The organism is Bartonella mastomydis (assembly GCF_900185775.1).
Classification (GTDB): Bacteria; Pseudomonadota; Alphaproteobacteria; order Rhizobiales; family Rhizobiaceae; genus Bartonella; species Bartonella elizabethae.
Genome location: NZ_LT883138.1, coordinates 384,924 through 405,910 on the forward strand (window position 1 = coordinate 384,924; position 20,987 = coordinate 405,910).

General features: G+C 37.6%; 11 protein-coding genes and 1 pseudogene. 5 read left to right on the top strand and 7 right to left on the bottom strand.

The window, feature by feature from the left end; all coding sequences use genetic code 11:
• Window positions 1–926: 926 nt before the first annotated feature.
• On the bottom strand, window positions 927–3,062 hold the full coding sequence (uvrB, locus tag FJG96_RS04805) for an excinuclease ABC subunit UvrB (protein WP_139412984.1): 2,136 nt from the start codon (window positions 3,060–3,062) through the stop codon (window positions 927–929).
• A gap of 274 nt (window positions 3,063–3,336) precedes the next feature.
• Window positions 3,337–3,642, bottom strand: coding sequence for an SH3 domain-containing protein (locus tag FJG96_RS04810; RefSeq protein WP_139412985.1), 306 nt, complete (start codon window positions 3,640–3,642; stop codon window positions 3,337–3,339).
• A gap of 335 nt (window positions 3,643–3,977) precedes the next feature.
• On the opposite strand from FJG96_RS04810, the gene greA reads away from it, so the two are divergent.
• Together greA and FJG96_RS04820 are read left to right on the top strand one after the other, a co-directional pair.
• Window positions 3,978–4,451, top strand: coding sequence for a transcription elongation factor GreA (gene greA / locus FJG96_RS04815; protein ID WP_005773808.1), 474 nt, complete (start codon window positions 3,978–3,980; stop codon window positions 4,449–4,451).
• 14 nt (window positions 4,452–4,465) lie between these two features.
• Window positions 4,466–5,524: pseudogene (locus FJG96_RS04820) on the top strand (glycosyltransferase family 4 protein).
• Window positions 5,525–6,702: 1,178 nt separating this feature from the next.
• On the opposite strand, the gene FJG96_RS04825 reads toward FJG96_RS04820, so the two are convergent.
• Window positions 6,703–8,097, bottom strand: a complete 1,395-nt coding sequence (locus FJG96_RS04825) for a TrkH family potassium uptake protein (protein ID WP_139412986.1) — start codon at window positions 8,095–8,097, stop codon at window positions 6,703–6,705.
• A 310-nt stretch (window positions 8,098–8,407) separates the two neighbouring features.
• On the opposite strand from FJG96_RS04825, the gene trxB reads away from it, so the two are divergent.
• Complete coding sequence (trxB, locus tag FJG96_RS04830) at window positions 8,408–9,364, top strand: thioredoxin-disulfide reductase (protein ID WP_139412987.1); 957 nt, start codon at window positions 8,408–8,410, stop codon at window positions 9,362–9,364.
• A gap of 42 nt (window positions 9,365–9,406) precedes the next feature.
• Window positions 9,407–10,312, top strand: a complete 906-nt coding sequence (locus FJG96_RS04835; RefSeq protein ID WP_139412988.1) for a LysR family transcriptional regulator — start codon at window positions 9,407–9,409, stop codon at window positions 10,310–10,312.
• Between the two features lie 1,545 nt (window positions 10,313–11,857).
• Here the strand turns inward: FJG96_RS04835 and FJG96_RS04840 are convergent.
• The 3 genes from FJG96_RS04840 to carB all read right to left on the bottom strand — a co-directional run bounded on the left by FJG96_RS04840 (window position 11,858) and on the right by carB (window position 17,348).
• Window positions 11,858–13,060: a pyridoxal phosphate-dependent aminotransferase gene (locus FJG96_RS04840; protein WP_139412989.1), complete on the bottom strand. Its 1,203-nt coding sequence runs from the start codon at window positions 13,058–13,060 to the stop codon at window positions 11,858–11,860.
• Between the two features lie 334 nt (window positions 13,061–13,394).
• Window positions 13,395–13,604, bottom strand: a complete 210-nt coding sequence (locus FJG96_RS04845) for a cold-shock protein (RefSeq protein ID WP_005773801.1) — start codon at window positions 13,602–13,604, stop codon at window positions 13,395–13,397.
• Between the two features lie 258 nt (window positions 13,605–13,862).
• Window positions 13,863–17,348 (bottom strand): carbamoyl-phosphate synthase large subunit, encoded by a 3,486-nt coding sequence (gene carB / locus FJG96_RS04850; RefSeq protein ID WP_139412990.1) that lies wholly within the window; start codon window positions 17,346–17,348, stop codon window positions 13,863–13,865.
• Between the two features lie 699 nt (window positions 17,349–18,047).
• On the opposite strand from carB, the gene FJG96_RS04855 reads away from it, so the two are divergent.
• The gene (locus FJG96_RS04855) at window positions 18,048–18,593 is read left to right on the top strand and encodes a methylated-DNA--[protein]-cysteine S-methyltransferase (protein ID WP_139412991.1); all 546 of its coding nucleotides are present in this window, start codon (window positions 18,048–18,050) and stop codon (window positions 18,591–18,593) included.
• Here FJG96_RS04855 and FJG96_RS04860 read toward each other — a convergent pair.
• Window positions 18,580–20,901 carry a sensor histidine kinase gene (locus FJG96_RS04860; RefSeq protein ID WP_139412992.1) on the bottom strand — a complete coding sequence of 774 codons (2,322 nt, stop codon included), beginning with the start codon at window positions 20,899–20,901 and terminating at the stop codon, window positions 18,580–18,582. The genes FJG96_RS04855 and FJG96_RS04860 overlap by 14 nt on opposite strands.
• Between the last annotated feature and the right edge of the window lie 86 nt (window positions 20,902–20,987).

Consider the following 20,987-nt stretch of genomic DNA (forward strand, 5'->3'; position numbering starts at 1 on the left):
GATAAACTGAATATAACCTGAATGACTTTTGATTTTATTTTGACAAAACGAATAAAGAGCTATTTGGTTGACAGAAAATGATAAAATAAACAGAAAATAAAGATCGCTTTTCATAAAAAATATTCTATTAATGTCGATTGACAAAAATTACTTTATAAAATCTCATTTTTTACAAGAGGAAGAAAATTTTTTATTCAGGAGATAATTTTTGCATCAACTGATTCCATATAACCTAAAAAAATAAAAATATGAATCAAAAATATCATTAATTTTATCATAGACTTATACTTTTATAACGAAGAGATATGTTATATTTTTGAATTCATAGATCATTGTTCATTTTTTGATAGGTCAAATCTTTTATATTAATGTGCATTTTTTATCAGGTGTAAGTCGGACGTTTTTTGTTTCATCATAAACAGGTTTGAAATGAGAAAATTTTACGGCGCTTTTGCTTTTTATGCTCTATAAAAAACGATAAATTATCTTTATAAGTAAATCTTTTGGGTTATAAAAGATATTGTTTTTAATGTGTTATTATTGATTGCAAATTTAGAAATGTTGCTCGAAAATCTTATAGCTTTTCAATAGAATATATTCAAATAAGAAAAAATTGTCTAAAAATCCTCATATTTAAAGTTGTTTAAGAATCCTTTTTCGTTACATGATATTTCTATTACAGTATAGAGCATGTTTTATCTGTGTGTGGTATTTCGTGTGGGCTTTAAGAAATTCAAGGTTTATTTGAGATTTTTAGATGATTTGTTGAGCAGAGTTTTTCTTTGTTTTTTGGCTATTTTGTTAAAAGTATTTTTGTGAGATTTTTTCTTTTTTGATTTTCAAAAACGTTGATATCTCTGGATGAACTTTCGTGTTCAAGATTTGTATCACTTAAGAGTTAATGGGATCACAGGGAGGGGGCTATGCTATTTTAAGGGGTCATCCGCGATTGCGAGTTCTATTTTCTGGAGTTGTTTTATTTCATCACGAAGTCGTGCTGCTTCTTCAAAATTAAGATCGGCTGCTGCTTTACGCATTGATTTTTCCAGAGATTGAATATGGCTGGCTAAATTATTGTGATCCATATTGTTTTGCGTGATAAAATCAGGAATATTTGTAGGAGTTTGATGGTTTTCACGGCCCACATTGAGTATATCGTCAATATTTTTTTTGATACTGGTTGGTGTGATATGGTGCTCTTTATTATAGGCTATTTGTTTTTTTCGACGTCTTTGTGTTTCTTGTAAAGCACGTTCTATAGAGCCGGTCATTGTATCTGCATAAAGAATAACGCGACCATCTACGTTTCGTGCGGCACGTCCTATGGTTTGGATGAGCGAGGTTTCTGAGCGCAAAAAACCCTCTTTATCGGCATCTAGTATAGCAACAAAACCACATTCTGGAATATCCAAACCTTCTCGAAGGAGGTTGATCCCAATGAGGACATCAAAGGTGCCAAGTCGCAGATCACGAAGAATTTCAATGCGCTCTAACGTATCAATATCGGAATGCATATAGCGTACGCGAATACCTTGTTCGTGGAGATATTCCGTTAAATCTTCGGCCATACGCTTGGTTAGGACCGTGACCAATGTACGGTAGCCTTTTTGAACTGTTTTACGAATTTCATTGACAACATCATCGACTTGAGTACATGCTGGACGAACTTCTGTTTCTGGATCAACAAGCCCAGTTGGGCGGATAATTTGTTCAGCAAAAACACCATGGGATTGTTCCATTTCCCAGCGTCCAGGCGTTGCGGAGACAGCAATTGTTTGTGGGCGCATAGCGTCCCATTCTTCAAAGCGCAAAGGACGGTTGTCCATACAGGAAGGGAGGCGAAAACCATATTCTGCTAGAGTGGCTTTTCTGCGAAAGTCACCGCGATACATGCCGCCAATTTGGGGAATCGTGACATGGCTTTCATCGATAAAAACAAGAGCATTGAGTGGAATATATTCGAATAAGGTTGGTGGTGGTTCACCAGGATTTCGTCCTGTTAAATAACGTGAATAATTTTCAATTCCCGGACATGAACCCGTTGTTTCTAACATTTCTAAATCAAAAATTGTACGCTGTTCTAAGCGTTGTGCTTCTAAAAGACGACCGGCATCATTCAATTCATCAAGACGTTGAACGAGTTCTCGTTTGATCAATTTCATTGCTTGATTTAAGGTTGGACGTGGTATTACATAGTGTGAATTGGCATAAATTTTAATAGATTGGAGGTCACCTGTTTTTTGTCCCGTTAGAGGATCAAACTCAGTAATTTTTTCTACTTCATCACCAAAAAGCGAGATACGCCAAGCACGATCTTCAAGGTGAGCAGGAAAAATTTCAATGGTATCTCCCCGTACACGAAAAGAACCACGAATGAAATTAATGTCTTGCCGATAATATTGTTGAGAAACTAAATCAGCTAGGAATTTTCGTTGATTGAGTTTGTCTCCTTTTTCTATTTGGGAGGTCATGGCCGTATAGGTTTCTACGGAACCAATTCCGTAGATACAGGAGACAGATGCAACGATGATAACATCATCACGCTCTAAGACGGCGCGTGTTGCAGCATGGCGCATCCGGTCGATTTGTTCATTAGTAGAGGACTCTTTTTCAATATAAGTGTCAGATCGTGCAACATAGGCTTCGGGTTGATAATAGTCATAATAAGAAACAAAATATTCGACAGCATTGTGAGGAAAAAAGCTTTTAAATTCTCCGTAAAGTTGTGCGGCGAGCGTTTTATTGGGGGCTAAGATGAGAGCTGGACGTTGTGTTTTTTCAATGACTTTTGCCATCGTATAGGTCTTTCCCGAGCCAGTAACCCCCAAAAGCACTTGTGTACGTTCATCTTTTTCAATTCCCTCAACCAGAGTTTTAATGGCTTGAGGCTGATCTCCCGCCGGTTTAAAGGATGTTTCGAGTTGAAATGGAATACCGCCTTCAGATTTTTCAGGACGAATAGGGCGATGAGGGGTCCATAATGCACCATTTTTAAAAAGAGGATTACCTGAAGCAATGAGAGCAGAAAGAGCTTCTACGGTTGCAGTAACACCATTTTTCATTGTTGTATCCTTTGAGAGAAAACTTCTGGTGATTTTAAAGAAAATACTAATTTTTACAATTTTATTACAAGAACAGCAAAACATTATTGAATGATTTGTTTTGGTTTATTAGCGCTTTCATGGGGATATTGAGCAAGTTTTTTCTATGAGATGAATTCTTTGAAATATTTCTTTGGAGGGGTATATTTGTGGTCGCTCGTGGGATATTATTGCATTCTTGCCATGATGATCTTCAAGAGGGCATGAGTTATCATAGTTGTTATGAAGAATAATCCTATGGGGTCTGGTTTGGGCCTAAAGACATTGTGTATGTGTGATAAAGGTCATTACCATCTTTAAATGAAAGATAACGAGATGATACCCAACCTATTTGAGTGTTATGTCGGATATGGCACCAATTTCCTTCACAGTTTTTAACAAAAACCAATTCTCCAGCAGAGATTAAGCCACAAACTGCATACTGAGTGCTAGGTCCTGTTCTAAAATTAAGATTTGTTGTCACAAAGGCATCTGCTGCTTTAGATATTGTCGTGGCTAAAAAGAAAGAGCCAAACATAAAAAAAATGACAATTTTTTTCATTTTTCTACAAAGAATTTCTTTAGAAATTATCCTTCTCTCTTTGATATTCTATATGATTTCTGTTGCTAGACTATGATAAAACAAAAAAAATTACAATTCTTTCTTCTTTATGAGATTTTAAAGAGGAGAGCGAAGTTTAACGTTTTAAACACCAAAATGAGATGTTTTAAACACTATTAGTGCATGTTTTGTTCCCTTTATTTATTTTTATATGGAAAACAGGGATACTGTGCTATATAATGAAAAAGATCGTAGTTTTCGGATTCCAAAAGTAATTTTGGAAGCCGTTTTTTGTATTTTTATTAAACCTTCCGTGTAATAGAAAGGGACGGATTATGGAAAAAGTTCCGATGACTACAGCTGGTTTTGAAAGTCTTAAAGAAGAGTTGCGTTGGCGTCAACAACAGGAACGTCCACGAATTATTGAAGCAATTTCTGAGGCGCGTGCCCATGGTGATTTGTCAGAAAACGCCGAGTATCACGCTGCTAAAGAAGCACAAAGTCATAATGAGGGGCGTATTAATGAGCTTGAAGATTATATCGCAAGAGCAGAAGTTATCGATGTCTCTCGTCTTTCAGGCGACAAAATCAAATTTGGAGCGACTATTAAACTCTTAGATGAGGATACTGAAGAAAAAAAGGTGTATCAGATTGTAGGGGATCAAGAAGCTGATGTAAAGATTGGTAAAATCTCTATTTCTTCACCGATTGCACGTGCACTCATTGGCAAACAAGAGGGTGATGTGATTGAAGTGAATGCGCCTGGTGGTGCGCATAATTACGAAATCATTAAGGTTCAGTACATTTGAATATCTAAATAGTTATGCGTGTGCCTTTGGAAGAAACTGAGATTATTGCGCCCCACTTTAAAAGGCGTTTATCGGGAGTGACATCCACGATTATTCAGCTTATTCCACTGCAACGCCAACAGGGAGTGCGTATAGCCACCGTGGGGTTTGGCTTACCAAAAAAATTTCCGGCTCTTGCCTTTGGGGACCTTTTCGGACTTTGGAAAAGTCCGAAAGGGAAGTCGTTTCGTATTTGGCATGCAAGACGCAATATTGAGATGCTTTGTGGGATCTTTTTGCGCGATATCTTGAAAATGAAGCTGAAACTTATCTTTACATCGGCTTCACAACGTCATCATAAGTCTTTTACCAAATAGTTGATTCGTCGTATGGATAGGGTTATTGCTACCAGTACACATACGGGTGCTTATCTAGAAGTTCCTCATAAGGTTATTATGCATGGGGTGGATGTGAGGCGTTTTACACCACCACGGACACTTGATGATTACTTTTCTTCAACAGGATTCCCAGGAAAATATGCGGTAGGGTGTTTTGGCCGTTTGCGTAGCTCAAAGGGAACAGATTTATTTGTTGATTCCATGATAGCGTTATTACCACTCTATCCAGAGTGGACAGCACTTATCGCTGGTCGTACGACAGAACAACATTCTCGTTTTGAAAAAGAATTACGCCAAAAAGTTGCTAAGGCTGGTCTTAGTGATCGCATTATTTTTCTTGGTGAAATTCTGGATATTCCTTTGTGGTATCGTCGTTTATCGCTTTATATTGCACCTTCTCGTACAGAAGGTTTCGGTTTAACACCATTAGAGGCAATGGCATCACAGGTAGCAGTTGTAACGAGTGATGCAGGCGCTTATAAAGAATTGGTTGTAGAGGGAACAGGAACAGTTGTTAAAGCAGGAGATGGGGAAGCTTTAACGGCAGCCATTGAACCTTATTTTGCTGATATAGAAAAAACATTGGCAGCTGGAAAAAAAGCTTTAACCCATGTATGTGCTCACTTTCCTTTAGAAAAAGAGGCAAGCGAGATTGAAAGTGTTTATGAAGAACTGTTTGCGGAAAAAACACTTTAATATTATATCAAAAATTTCCTTTAGGAATGATAGTAAAGTACGTTGCTTAAGGATTATTTCGTAATCATCAAGAAAATAGCTCAAAGAATATAAATGCTATTTTACAAAATTTATTTTGTCTTTAGTAGAATGCTATAAGAATTTTTCAAAATTTGGATAAAAAAAATAAAAATGTATATGCTTGAGAGCGATATGAGGCTTATAATAAAGCATACGAGAAGGGAGAAAAGCTATTCTTATGCTAATGATATTTTAGAATAAGAAAACGATGCTTTAACTCAAATCTATAGATTTATGGACTATCTTAACAGTTTCGTCCTGATATTGTTTGTTTTATAAGACTCAAATAGAGTGCAAAAAAGTGTTTTCTTCTCTTAAAAAAGATAATGATGGTCTCTCCATGGATAAAATAGTCATACATATTTTCAATAAATTCATAATAAGATAAATCTAAGATCAATATATCGATTCATATAGATAATCTACCTTTGCAATTTGAATAAGAGCTTTAAGTATCGTAAGATTTTCTCATGTCAAATCTGTTGAGCTTAAATCAATGAGAGCTGTCCTTTTGCACATCACAATTGGAAGATGGCATTGGTGGAAAAAAATTATTGAAGACAAGCTATAAAGAGATTTTTATAAATTGTTTGAAATGAAAGCTGTTGTAACATTCATAAAAAGAAAATGATATGGTGGTGTTAATTTATATTTTGTTTTGTGGTACCGGCGTGTAATAATACTCATTTTGTGCCTTTCATGAAGACTGTCGTGGAATGCGGGTGATGAGTGCTGTAAGTTTTTTTAATACGATTACGAATTTATAGTAAATGGTATTTTGTTTTTTATAAGGCCATGACTTATTAAAGAAAAAGCATTTTTATCTTCAAATATTCATATTTTTTGCACGAGCGATTATTCGTAAAAAAGGATGTTCTATAAGTCCATTTTATTTGATAAAGAAACTTAAGAATGTCATGTAAAGTGCCATATGTTATGTTACGGCTTTGAAAGCTGTTATCATTTGATTGTTTTTTCCGAAATATTTTTATGTCAATCATTTATACGATATTTGAAATTTTAGAAAATTTTCAGTTGATTGATTGAAGATTAAATCTTGTTAGCACCTTTTTTATTTTATCAATTTTTTATCATGATAAAATAAAATGCTCTATGCATTAGAATTGTTCACGCCAGAAAGCGGGAATAAAAAGGACGAATATTGTTATGATTTCAAGGCGTCCAGCTAACATTAGAAAACTTAAAATCCATAAAGCATTATCGTTGATTGTAGAGAAATTCCCAACGGGACCAATAATATCTCCAAAGCCTGGGCCGACATTTGAAAGTGCTGTTAAAACGCCTGTAAAGGCAGAGGTAAAATCAAGACCGGTTGTGAGCAAAAGTGCAGTGCCAATAACAAGACAGAACATATAAAGACAGACAAAAAACAAAACGGCTTGAGCAACATCGTTTGATATATTTGAATGATCGTAGCGCGCCTTTACAATGACATTAGGAGAAAGAAGTTTTTCTATATTTGTTTGTGTAATACGCCAAAGAATAATGAGGCGATTGATTTTCATGCCACCAGAAGTAGAACCAGCACACCCGCCTGTAAAAGAAACAATGAAGAAAATTCCAAGCGCAAAGGGCCCCCAAAGCTGATAATCTTCAGCACTGTAACCTGTGGTGCTAATAATGGATGAAAGATGAAAAATGACATCGAGGAAAATCAAGTGAAAAGCACGATGATCATGAAACCGTAGCCACGCTGCTAAAGCAAAGCTGAAAAGGAGAACGATATGGAGAAAAACAATCACTTGTGGGTCAAGGAAGCGCTTGGAGTGTCCAGGCAGGACTAATTTAACATAAAGTACGAAGGGCAAAGCAGAAAGCAACATGAAAATTGTTGAAATAATTAAGATGGCTGGTGTATCAGAAAAATAGCCAAAAGAAGCATCATGCGTTGAAAAACCAGCAGTTGCGACCGTACTCATTGCATGGTTAATGGCATCAAATAAATTCATGCCCGCAGCAAAATAAGAAAGCATACAGGCCAATGTGAGTCCAACATAAGCGATGATAATTCCGTTAGCAATTTGATTGATGCGAGGTAATATTTTTTCAGATTTATCAGATGATTCCATATGAAAAAGTCGTACGCCCCCCACACGCAGTGAAGGCAAAAGCAAGAGGGCTAAACCGATAAAACCAATTCCTCCAATCCAGCATATAATAGAACGCCATAACAAAATACTTCGCGATAAATGATCAAGACCAGAAAGAACTGTGGAGCCTGTTGTTGTAATTCCAGAAACCGATTCAAAAATGGCTCCTGCGAGAGAAATGGGAAGAGGGGAAAGATAAAGAGGTAAAGCACCTACAATGCTTCCTGTAAGCCAAAGACAAACAGTGAGCATAAAGCCAAGTCGTGCTGAAAAACGACAGGTAGCGCCCTTTGTTGCTAAAAGAATCAGCGTTGCTAACATGGTGGTTATGGCACAAGAATAAAGAAAGATTATCCAATTACGGTTATTGTCATGCAAATCCACCAAAATTGGCAAAAGCATTGCTCCTCCCATGATCAACGCAAAACGTGCACAGACATTGATAATAAACTGAAAAATGACCGTTCCCTATCTTTGTATCTCTTTTTATTATGGTTTTGTGCTCATAAGAATTTATGTTTTTCTCTTTATAGGATAAAGATTAGCCTTTAACATTAGCATGCCTTGATGAATTGATAATCAGACCTTTTCATAAAACTTGAAAAGAAGTATATATAACATAATTGAGCCTATTGAAAAATATTTTTTTAAAAGACTTACATTCCGTTAGAATTTATAGAATTATTAAGTTGTAAAAAATGAAGGGGATTTAATGGTACAATCGCATATTCGTCTGCTGATTATTGGCTCCGGTCCGGCTGGTTATACAGCGGCGGTTTATGCGGCAAGAGCAATGCTCCAGCCGGTTTTAGTGACAGGTTTGCAGCAGGGTGGACAATTGACAATTACGACGGATGTGGAAAATTATCCAGGTTTTGCTGACCCCATTCAAGGACCATGGTTGATGGAACAAATGGCAAAACAAGCTGAGAATATGGGGACAAAAATTGTCTATGATACGATTACAAAGGCAGATTTATTAAAGTATCCTTTTGTTTTATATGGGGATTTGGGAACACAATATTCTTGTGATTCACTGATTATTGCAACAGGAGCCCAAGCGCGCTGGCTTGGTTTAGAAAGTGAACAGACCTTTATGGGCGGTGGTGTTTCTGCTTGCGCTACGTGTGATGGCTTTTTTTATCGGGATAAGGATGTTATTGTTGTAGGGGGAGGAAATACGGCCGTTGAAGAAGCCCTTTATTTATCGCATATAGCAAAGAGTGTAAGCGTGGTGCATCGACGAGAACAGTTTCGGGCAGAGAAAATTTTGCAAGATAGATTATTTGCTTGTAATAATGTACGTGTTCTTTGGGATCATGTGGTCGAAGAAATTGTGGGGCTTCCAGCTCAGGGAACAAAGGGAGCTGTTGTAACAGGAGCGCGTTTGAAGAACGTTAAAACAGGTCATGAGATGAAATTGGAAGCAGAGGGAATATTTATTGCCATTGGGCATGATCCTGCTGTTTCTCTGTTTGAAGGGCAACTGAAACAAAAACGAGGCGGCTATTTATGGACAGCACCGGATTCAACAGCAACAAGCATTGCGGGTGTTTTTGCTGCAGGGGATGTAACAGATGAAACATTCCGCCAAGCTGTAACAGCCGCGGGGAGGGGATGTATGGCAGCATTGGAAGCAGAACGGTTTTTAGAGATATCTAAGCGTTAATAATTCATTGAGAACATAGAGAATCTATAGGTAGAATTAATTGTGGCGTCACCATTGGATTGGGATAAGTTGAGGGTTTTTCACGCTGCAGCGGAAGCAGGATCTTTTACGCATGCTGCTCAAAAGCTTCATTTATCTCAATCAGCAGTTTCCCGACAGGTATCGGCTTTAGAACAAGAGGTTGGGGTATCTTTATTCCTGCGTCATGCGCGTGGTTTGATTCTTACAGAACAGGGAGAAACTCTTTATCGTACAGCTCATGATGTTTTGATGAAACTTGAAAGTGTACGTTTGCAATTAAGTGAAAGCTATGCAAAACCAACGGGGCATTTACGTGTGACCTCAACCTTTGGGATGGGGGCTGGGTGGATTGCAGAGCGCATGCCAGAATTTCTTAGTCTTTATCCTGATATGCAGGTTCAGCTTTTACTTTCCGATGAAGAGCTTGATTTGACGATGTGTCATGCAGATTGTGCTGTTCGCCTCCATCAACCCCAACAACCTGATCTTATACAAAGAAAATTATTTACAATTCATATGCATGTTTATGCTTCGGAAAAGTATATTGCAAATTATGGAAAACCGGAAAAATTGTCTGAGCTCGATGGGCATCGTATTATTTCGTTTGGTGAACCTGTTCCCCCTTATTTATCTGGTTTAAATTGGTTAGAAAAAGCTGGTAGAAGTGATGGATCATTGCGCGTTTCAATTCTACAAATCAACAATATTATTTCAATAAAGAATGCACTTATGCGTGATCTTGGAATTGCTGTGCTGCCCGATTATATCGTCAATAATGATGAGCGCTTGGTGCGTCTTTTTCCTGATATGGTTGATATTCCTTCTTTTGATACTTTTTTTTGTTATCCTTATAATTTAAAGAATTTGGCAAGGTTAAATGCTTTTCGAGATTATATTTTTTTAAAAGCGCGTCAGTGGTCTTTTTAATATTCCTGCCTTAATTTATAAGCAACAATGAGTTGTTTTGCACCTTAAGGCTCTCGTAATATTCATTTGTTTCAAATTTTCCCATATTGAATCAATCAACTCATTTGCGAGTACGTTACAAGCGGGTAGGACATGTGGATAAAAATTATAAAGGCATGCCTCTTTTGAACTGTCTCAAGTTCTAAGGGCTGTCGAAACGTTTAGGGTTGGTAAAGTGTGTGATAGTGCGGATTTACTCCTTTACAAGTATAAAGATGAAGGAATTCAATGGCTTTATTGTTATAACATTCACACGGCGCTATCGCGAGATGAGGGTGAGGGTCTTGAGAAATGCCTCTTTAAAACGAGTGCATCTGTTATCTCATAATAATTTTTTTCTGTTAGAGGTTATGATTACTTTGCTGAGAGTTGTATGTCAAAGTATATGAAAAAAATAAACTTGGAGCTTGTTTTCATGGGTTTCACTCTATTTTACGGGATTAGCTTTTTGAAACAACCAATATCCCTCATAGGTTGTTAAAACCATTTTAGGTCATAGGGTGGAAGACGTTTGTGTGGATAAATACTTTTGCAAAAAGGGATAAAATATCTTTTATAAATGCATTCAAATGTGAAGACTATTGTAACATTAAAAATAATCGTATGAGGATGAGCTCTTTCTATTTCATTAAAGAGATATAAGATTGAGAAAAAATTAGAGCTATGTGTTTATTGCATAGCAGATACGCTTAAGTCTTTATTGTGCTTTTGCTTATAAAATGACATAGAATGCTATCTCTTGATTATGTTGCCTCCCATTGCATTTTCTTGAGTGTTCCCTTACGAAGATCTGTCAGATTGATTTTATCTCTGAGGATTTTCCAGATTTGCCGGACGTTTGTCCGGCTTTTTTTTATTCTTAAAAGAGTGCTTAGAAATTGCAACGCATGGGAAGATTGATAAGAGAAAATTTCAAAACTTATGAATACTCAATAAACTTCTTTAGGTAGACTAAAGCTCAACGAGGAATTTAAAGGAGATTTATTCTATTACACCATAAAATTGTGTTTTTAGGGGGCTATAAAGCATGTAAAACTTTATACATGAAGTGTTTTTTATGAGAGTATGAGATGAATATTAAGGGCTTGTTCATAAAACCTATAAAGTTAATCAAGTGGTTAATAGCGAAAATTTAAAAGAAATTGAACTATTTACACAGAGGAGAGAGGTAGATTCTTCTTCATTATAAGGCGAAAAGGAAGCAGAGAAATAGAAAAGATTTCATTATACAGGGTGATTATGTTGAAAAGCACGAGGTCTTTCTTAGTGTTATAAATTGGATAGAGAAGGCTAAACAGGTTTTTCATCTCTCATGACAACAGACTGTTTCATTTATTTAATTGCTGGATTTTTTTAATTTTTATCTGCAGCTTCTATTTTTGTTATGTTTATTCATGAATATTTTTGCTGAATTTATAAGCTTTGTCCTTAATATAACTTTCGATATTTTGTTGCATAGATTGATATTCTGTAAAAAACTCTCACAAGAGATGATGTTAAAAATTTTTAAATTAAACTATTACAAAAACGCTGGATACGTGTGCAAGCTTCTTCCAGTAATTTTTCTGATGTTGCATAAGAAATACGAAAAGCTGACCCAAGTCCAAAAGCAGATCCTTGGACGACAGCAACAGCTTCTGTTTCTAGAAGCGCTATAGCAAAGTCTTCATCATTCTGAATACATTGGCCATTTGGTGTTTTCTTGCCAATAAGTTCTGCGCAAGAAGGATAAACATAAAAAGCGCCTTCAGGTGTTGGACAATGAATACCAGGAGTTTGGTTTAGCATGGAAACAACGAGATCACGGCGTGCTTGAAAAATACTTTTATTTTTAGCGATAAAGTCTTGAGGTCCATTGAGTGCTTCAACAGCAGCCCATTGTGAAATCACACTCGTTCCAGATGTTTGCTGACCTTGAATGATATCCATAGCTTTAATGAGTTCTTGTGGTCCCCCTGCATAACCGATTCTCCAGCCCGTCATCGCATAGGCTTTGGAAACACCATTCATTGTGAGTGTACGCTCATAAAGCGCTGGTTCTACTTGAGCGGGAGTCACAAAGGTAAAACCTTCATACGTGAGATGTTCATAGATATCATCGGAAAGGATAGAGACATGAGGATATTTTACTAAAACATCTGTGAGTTTTTTCAATTCATAATATGTATAAGCAGCCCCTGATGGATTTGAAGGAGAGTTAAAAATGAACCATTTTGTTTGGGGGGTAATGGCCGCTTCGAGCTCTTGGGGTTGAAGTTTATAAGAAAATTCAGCTTTTGTTTCTAAAAAGACAGGCGTACCATCGTTAAGTGCGACCATTTCTGGATAACTCACCCAATAAGGGGATGGAATGATGACTTCATCTCCTTTATTCAAAGTTGCCATCAATGCATTAAAGAGAATTTGTTTTCCACCGGTCCCAACAATAATTTGTTCTGGTTGATAAAGAAGGTTATTTTCTCTTTTAAACTTTGCAGAAATTGCTTGGCGCAATTCTGGAATTCCAGATATAGGAGGATATTTTGTTTCTCCCCTTCGAATAGCTTCAATGGCCGCATTTTTGATGTTGTCTGGGGTATCAAAGTCTGGCTCTCCAGCACTTAAGGCAATAACATTGCGCCCTAATGTTTTTAAGTGACGGGCTTTTTGGGAAGCAGCAATTGTTGCAGAAGGTTTGATACGAGACAGCTTGTCGGCAATAAAAGCCATAATTTAAAATCCTTATATTATATCAATAAATGATTATTGCTTTAAGGATATTCTATAAGAGATTATATTGTATGCAATAAAAAACTTCTAAAATACTTTGATATGGGTTTTTATAGTGTTGTTTTTTGAGCATTTTGACAAGGAATTCTCCCCTTAAGGACTATAAAAGTATTAGAGGAAGGAGAGAAATAACTTGATAAATTGCGCAAAATAGATAAGCAGTGTTTTTTTTGTTAAGATCAATTTTGCTTTAAATTTTGCTTTATACAAAGTAAAAAAAATCTTCGTCATTATAGACGAAGATTTTTAAACGAGAGTTTGCAGAATTTAAACTTTAAAGAGCTGCAAGGTTGCCAGCGGCAAATTTTCCTGAACGACGGTCTTGAAGAACATCATAAGAAATTTTTTGCCCTTCATTAAGATTGGTTAGACCAGAACGCTCAACGGCGGAAATGTGTACAAATACATCTGCACTGCCATCACTAGGCTGAATGAATCCGAAACCTTTTGTTGTATTGAACCACTTAACTGTTCCTGTAGACATAGGAAACTCCTTAGATATATAATTATATTGTGTACTGAAGCTATAATTCTTCAATACGGTTGTAGATCGAAATTAGGTGGGAGAGGTTTCGTCAAAAGTGCAGAACGCACAGGAAAGAAAGTCACGTAACCGAAAATTCGATAGAGTTCATATAAAAGCCTTTAGCATAAAAAGCAAGCTTTAATTGCTATTTTTTATACAAAGAAAAAATCAAGAAAGCGTATCAAAAAGCGTATGTTTCTTCGCATAGCAAGAAATTCAACTGAAATAACTTTGCAGGGAACGTACTTCAAGGCGCTTCTTTTTGAGTGCTTTGATCGCTTCTACGACAGCTTTGGCGCCCGCTATTGTTGTATAATAGGGAACATTTTGCATGAGTGCTGCATAGCGTAATGATTTGGAGTCTGAGATGGCACTGGCCGTACTGGTTGTATTAAAAATCAATTGAATTTGACGATTACGAATAGCATCTTCAATATGCGGGTGACCTTCTAAAACTTTGTTGATTTTTTTTGCCTCAACATGATGTTCGGCGAGAAATTTTTGTGTTCCACTTGTGGCAAAAACAGAAAAGCCAAGTTCTGTTAAACGTTTTACAGGATTTAAGATGCGTTTTTTGTCTTCATCTCTTACAGAAACGAATAAAGTTCCCTCCTTAGGGAGCTTTACACCCGCTCCAAGTTGCGCTTTAGCAAAAGCAAGCGCAAACTCATAGTCAAGTCCCATAACTTCACCGGTTGAGCGCATTTCTGGACCAAGCAGCGTATCAACACCGGAAAAGCGGGCAAAAGGAAACACGGCTTCCTTGACGGCAATATGTTGTTTTTTCTGCGAAGAAGGTAATCCACCATAAGCTTGGAGAGCATTGTGCAGCGTTTCTCCTGCCATAATACGTGCAGCCATTTTAGCAATAGGGCGACCAATTGTTTTCGCAACAAATGGAACTGTCCGCGAAGCGCGGGGATTAACTTCTAAGACATAAATAGTGTCATCTTTAATGGCATATTGTACATTCATTAAGCCACGAACATGAAGTGCTTGTGCTAATGCTTTTGTTTGGCGCTCTAATTCAGCGACGATGTTCTGTGAGAGCGTATGAACTGGTAAAGAACACGCTGAATCACCGGAGTGGATCCCAGCTTCTTCAATATGTTCCATAATTCCCACAATCAGTGTTTCTTTACCATCACACAGACAATCAACGTCTACTTCAATGGCTTCTGTTAGATAAGTGTCAAAGAGAAGCGGATTTTTACCAAGCAATATATTGATTTGTCCTGTTTTATCGTTGGGATAACGAGCTTTGATATCTTCTGGAATTAATTCAGGCACACTTTCAAGTAAATAATTTTGCAAGCTTCGCTCATCACGGATAATTTGCATAGCACGTCCTCCTAAAACATAAGAAGGACGCACAACCAATGGAAATCCTAGTTCATGGGCAATGAGGCGTGCTTGTTCGATAGAGTGGGCAATTCCATTTTTAGGTTGTGTTAAGTTAAGTTTAAATAATAGTTTTTGAAAGCGATCTCTATCTTCTGCTAAATCGATGGCGTCAGGTGAAGTCCCTAAGATGGGAATGTTGTGTTTTTCCAGAGCGCTTGCTAATTTTAAGGGTGTTTGTCCGCCAAATTGGACGATGACTCCAACGAGTTCGCCTTTTTCCTGTTCTGCTTCTAAAATAGCGATAACATCTTCTGTTGTTAAAGATTCAAAGTAAAGACGATCGGAGGTATCATAGTCAGTTGAAACGGTTTCAGGATTGCAGTTAATCATAATGGCTTCAAAGCCTGCATCACGTAGGGCAAAAGCCGCATGGCAGCAACAGTAATCAAATTCAATTCCTTGTCCAATGCGGTTTGGACCACCACCTAAAATCGCAATTTTCTTGCGTTCAGAAATCTGTGCCTCTGAGCGCTCTATACCGGCAAAGGGAACTTCGTATGTTGAATACATATAGGCTGTAGGCGAAGAAAATTCAGCAGCACAAGTATCAATCCGTTTGAAGACTTGTTTAACATTCAGTGATTTGCGCAAAGCCGCAATATCATCGGCTTCTTGTCCGGTAAGGGTAGCTAATCGCGCATCCGAAAATCCCATAGCTTTTAACATACGTAAGTTATCTTGATCTTTAGGTAATCCATGGATGCGGATACGCTGCTCCATTTCAACGATGGAGGCTATTTGTTCTAAAAACCACGGGTCAATTTTGCTGATTTGGTGGATTTCATTTAAGGGTAAGCCCGCGCGCATAGCTTCGGCAATATAGCGTAGACGGTCAGGACTTGGTATGGCAATGGCTGAGCGTATAGAACTTTTTTCATCACCTTCAGCATGTTCTGGGATGATAATTTCATCAAAACCAGTAAGTCCTGTTTCAAGTCCACGGAGTGCCTTTTGTAATGATTCTTGAAAAGTACGTCCAATGGCCATGACCTCTCCTACAGATTTCATCGCAGTCGTAAGGACAGGTGACGACCCAGGAAATTTTTCGAAAGCAAAACGAGGAATTTTGGTCACGATATAGTCAATAGAAGGCTCAAATGATGCTGGTATCGCACCACCTGTGATATCATTTTTCAATTCATCAAGTGTATAGCCAACGGCGAGTTTTGCAGCTATCTTGGCAATGGGAAAACCCGTTGCTTTTGAGGCAAGTGCTGAAGAGCGCGAAACGCGCGGATTCATTTCAATAACAATGAGACGCCCATTTTCAGGATTAACAGCAAACTGTACATTGGACCCTCCCGTTTCAACACCAATTTCACGCAAGACCGCAATCGAAGCATTGCGCATACGTTGATATTCTTTATCGGTTAAGGTGAGAGCGGGGGCTACAGTAATCGAATCACCGGTATGAATACCCATCGGATCAATATTTTCAATAGAACAAACAATGATACAGTTGTCGTTCTTATCACGAACAACTTCCATTTCATATTCTTTCCACCCTAGAACACTTTCTTCGATTAAAACCTCTGTTGTAGGAGAAGCTTCAAGCCCCCGTTCAATAATTTCATAAAATTCAGAACGGTTATACGCAATTCCACCCCCGGTTCCACCAAGGGTAAACGAAGGACGAATAATAGCGGGAAGTCCAACAACATCAAGCGCTTGAACTGCTTTTGCTGTTGCATGGGCGATATAATGCTGTTTGCGATCAGCTTCGGTATGTCGCCAGTTGCGTTCAAGTTCTTCGAGGGCTTTTTCAAGGGCTACACCAGAAAGTTTTTCTTTAAGTTCAGCACGCGTTTTTGCATGTTTCTGGCGATTTTCTTCTTTCAGTTCTGTGGCATTGGCTAACATAGACCGTGGTGTTTCCAAACCGATTTTTGCCATCGCTTGGCGGAATAAAGCACGATCCTCCGCTTTATCAATCGCTTCAGCATTGGCTCCTATCATTTCAACATGATAGCGGTCTAAAATCCCCATACGCTTTAATGATAAAGCAGTATTGAGAGCCGTTTGTCCTCCCATGGTGGGCAAAAGGGCATCGGGACGCTCACGAGCAATAATTTTAGCAACAATCTCAGGTGTAATGGGCTCTATATAAGTTGCATCAGCAAGATCTGGATCTGTCATAATCGTGGCGGGATTAGAATTGACCAAAATAATTCGGTAGCCTTCTTCTTTTAATGCTTTACAGGCTTGTGTGCCTGAATAGTCAAATTCACATGCCTGACCAATAATAATAGGTCCTGCTCCGATGATAAGAATAGATTTTATATCTGTGCGTTTGGGCATGTTTTTTTCCTATGACAAATATCCGTACACGATTGTGGCAAGAAAAATATTTAAGTTTTGAGGCTACAGTCATTTTATAAGTTAAGTGACAAAGAAAGTAAGCACTAAAATGCCTTTTCCATGCTTTTTTTCATAAAATTGAAAATAAATTCCTTTTTTTTTCGTTGAATTACCTGATCAGTATATCAAAAGGATAAACTTTAATAAGACAATAAGAGTGCTCCGAAAAATGAAAATATTCAAGCATTCGTGGGGAATAAAACATAAACCATTATGTCTTGATGAAGTTTCGTAAAATGAAAGGGGAAGTTCATCTTTTTGTTTTGTAAAACACTGCTGTTTAGAGGATGATATAGGGCATGAAAATGATACATGAGGTGTTTTTTTGTTAGAGTGTGTAGCAAAATTCAATCTAGGATTTAAGGAGAATTTATGAAGTGAACTATATTGAAGTGATTACTAGGGGGGAACTGTAAGAAAAAAAGCTAAATTTTGGCTCTGGTTGCAGTCTTGGTTTTTTAGGGGAAGAAGAAAGACAATCTCTGTCTGTTTTCAGACCATAAAATAGTGAGGATGTATCTTAATACCATAACGAAGAAGATAATTTCAGGATAATCATGTTTGGTTTTAAAAGATGTGAATATTCTCCCTTTATTGTAGGTTATGTTCAAAGTTTTTTTAAATGGAGAGAAAGTTAAAATGCTGAATATTTCCCAAAAGAAAATATTCTGTCTGGAAGATGTATCCATAGGAAAACTTTTGGTGGCTAAATCTCAAAAGGGGATTTGTTATACTGCATTAGGAGATACTACAGAGCAATTATTACAGGAGTTTACGGTACGCTTTGGTGATGCACAACAAGTTGTGGGTGACAATGCATTTAAGAGAGAGGTTGCACATATTATAGCCATGATAGAAACGCCTAAGTTGGTAAAAAAATATAATTTACCCCTAGATATAAAGGGTACCGTTTTTCAACGGCAAGTATGGGCACGATTATGCGATATACCGTGTGGTAAAACAATTTCATATGAGGAATTAGCATGTCGTTTGGGGATGCCAAAAGCTTTTCGTGCCGTTGCTAATGCATGTGCGCGTAATGAATTGGCTATCATTATTCCTTGTCATCGTGTTGTCCGTAAAAATGGTTTTATTTCAGGATATCGTTGGGGTGTTAAACGGAAACAGATTTTGTTACAACGGGAACAAACAGAGGAGATTAAAAACAAATTTAATCTTGTGTGATGGGCATTATAATCGTTACCGTTGTTCCTTTCATTTCTTTTGAAGTAATTTCAAGTTTCCCTTTGTGTAGCTCTAATAAGGAGCGTGAAATGGCTAATCCAAGACCTGAGCCCGTATGAGATTTAGTCAGCTGATTTTCAACTTGTTCAAAAGGTTGCCCAAGTTTTTTGATGGCTGATTGTGGAATACCAACACCTGTATCGGTAATTTTAAAAATAAGATTATCTTTTTTCTTGAAAGCGCAAACATCAATATTTCCACCAGAAGGCGTAAATTTAACCGCATTAGAGATGAGATTAAGGAAAATCTGTTTCATTGCACGCCCATCAACTTCAGCATGAAGTTCTGGGGTGATATTTGTTGTAACAGCAATATTTTTTTCTTGAGCCTGTGGTGTAAGCGTTCGTACTGCTTCACTAATGATGGGCTCAAGATCGGTATTTTTACAATCAAGCGTAAATCTTCCAGCTTCGATTTTTGACATATCAAGGATATCATTGATAAGAGTTAGAAGATGGGTTCCTGAATTGTAAATATCATGCATATATTCCTTATAGCGCTGTGAACCAAGGGGGCCAAAAGTCGATTGTAACATGATATCTGAAAAGCCGAGAATAGCATTTAAAGGTGTGCGCAATTCATGAGACATATTGGCTAAAAATTCTGATTTAGCCTTATTCGCACTTTCTGCGCGCTCTTTTTCTGCTTTCAGACTTTTATTCAGTTTTTCCACTTCTGTTGCACGTTGTTGAGCACTCCCTCTAGTGCGTTTGAGTTCTTGAATAAAAGAAAAAAGACGCCTTTCACTGTCTTCAAATTTTTCCTGTTGTTGTTTAAGCTCAGAAATATCCGTACCAATACAAACCAATCCTCCGTCTTGGGTTCGCCGTTCATTAATTTTAAGCCAATAACCATCTGCTGTTTGGCGAATACTGGTTAAGTTACCGTGACCATCATCTTTGAGGGGATATTCACTGAGTGCAGGGCGAGCCATGGCTTCGACGGTTGCACGTTGGATCCCTGATTGTAGAATTTGTTTAGGAATAGCGGCATATTCGCAAAATTTGCTATTGGACATGACTAAACGTCCCTCAGCATCCCACAAGACAAAAGATTCTGAAATGTTTTCAATCGCATCACGGATACGAAGGTCAGCTTGTGCTGTTTGTTCAGCCAATTGCTGCTGTTCACTAATGTCGAAGGAAATACCAACCAAATGGGGTTCATCTTCTTCAGTAACTTCGGCGCGAAGTCGCATCCATACATAATGACCATCAGCATGACGCATGGGAATATTGATATCGATATGTTTTTTTTTGCCTCCCATTAATTCTTGAGCAAGATCAAAAAAATTGGCATCATTAGGGTTGATAATGGCGCTAATTTGGGAAATGGAGAGCAATGCATCTTGAGGGACATAGCCAAGCATTTCATACATTGCTCGTGACCAATAGACACGTCCACTTGCCATATTCCAATCCCATAACCCACAACGCCCACGCATCATTGCCATATCAATACGGTTTTGATTTTTTTCTGAAACAAGATCTGTCTTACGTGCTCGTAAAAGCTGATTATAATAAGCAAACAGAAGAACAAGAATAATACCGCTTGTTCCAATGAAGAGGGTTATATTAAGCGAAAAAAATCTGCGCCATTCCATAGTGCTATCTTGCATCTTTTCGCTAATGAATACGCCATATTGCCCGTTTTTTGTTTGATGAAATGAAGCAAGAGCAGGAGTATCCTTGCCTATTGTAATTTTCATAATTCCAGCGTGTTGTCCAAGCGATTGTAAAGCAATGCTGTCAGAGATAAAATCTTGTAAAGGTTTTCCTAAGATGATCTCTGAACTGGATGAAGCCAAGACATTACCTTTTTGATCAACAATGGCGATGAGAGTGCTAGGATTAATAAGCTCTTGATTGCGAAAAATGGTGAGGATATTTTGCAAATGATCATGAGAAAGGGCAGAGACTTTTCCTTTCTGGGAAACAACCAATAAGTCATGATCAATAGTATTGGTAATATGAGAAGCTAAGAGAGCGATAGTAGAACGCGTGCTTTTATCAATTGTATTGCGCCAATCATAGATTGATACAAAACGAATGACTGCAAGAACAATAAGAAATGCGACAATGACAAATGGAAGTGAGCGTCGTAACCAAGGTTCAATAAAGAGAAGCTTTTGATAAGTAGAGCCAGAAAGCAGATGAATAGGCTCTGTCTGCGCTTTATGATTTTGAGCGCTCGATTTTGAATCAGCATATATTTCCGTTGGCGCATTATATGCGTCCAATTTAGTCATCTCTTGTTCCTTTAATTGCGGAATAATGTGATTTAAAAACTGCTTCGATCTTCATGAGTAACCCCATCAAAGCGCAGTGAATCAAA

Coding starts and splice junctions, on each gene's coding strand:
- FJG96_RS04825 (WP_139412986.1), bottom strand. CDS start 8,097: ATGCTTTTGCCAATTTTGGTGGATTTGCATGACAATAACCGTAATTGG.
- FJG96_RS04840 (WP_139412989.1), bottom strand. CDS start 13,060: ATGGCTTTTATTGCCGACAAGCTGTCTCGTATCAAACCTTCTGCAACA.
- FJG96_RS04845 (WP_005773801.1), bottom strand. CDS start 13,604: ATGTCTACAGGAACAGTTAAGTGGTTCAATACAACAAAAGGTTTCGGA.
- carB (WP_139412990.1), bottom strand. CDS start 17,348: ATGCCCAAACGCACAGATATAAAATCTATTCTTATCATCGGAGCAGGA.
- trxB (WP_139412987.1), top strand. CDS start 8,408: ATGGTACAATCGCATATTCGTCTGCTGATTATTGGCTCCGGTCCGGCT.
- uvrB (WP_139412984.1), bottom strand. CDS start 3,062: ATGAAAAATGGTGTTACTGCAACCGTAGAAGCTCTTTCTGCTCTCATT.
- FJG96_RS04860 (WP_139412992.1), bottom strand. CDS start 20,901: ATGACTAAATTGGACGCATATAATGCGCCAACGGAAATATATGCTGAT.
- FJG96_RS04855 (WP_139412991.1), top strand. CDS start 18,048: ATGCTGAATATTTCCCAAAAGAAAATATTCTGTCTGGAAGATGTATCC.
- greA (WP_005773808.1), top strand. CDS start 3,978: ATGGAAAAAGTTCCGATGACTACAGCTGGTTTTGAAAGTCTTAAAGAA.
- FJG96_RS04810 (WP_139412985.1), bottom strand. CDS start 3,642: ATGAAAAAAATTGTCATTTTTTTTATGTTTGGCTCTTTCTTTTTAGCC.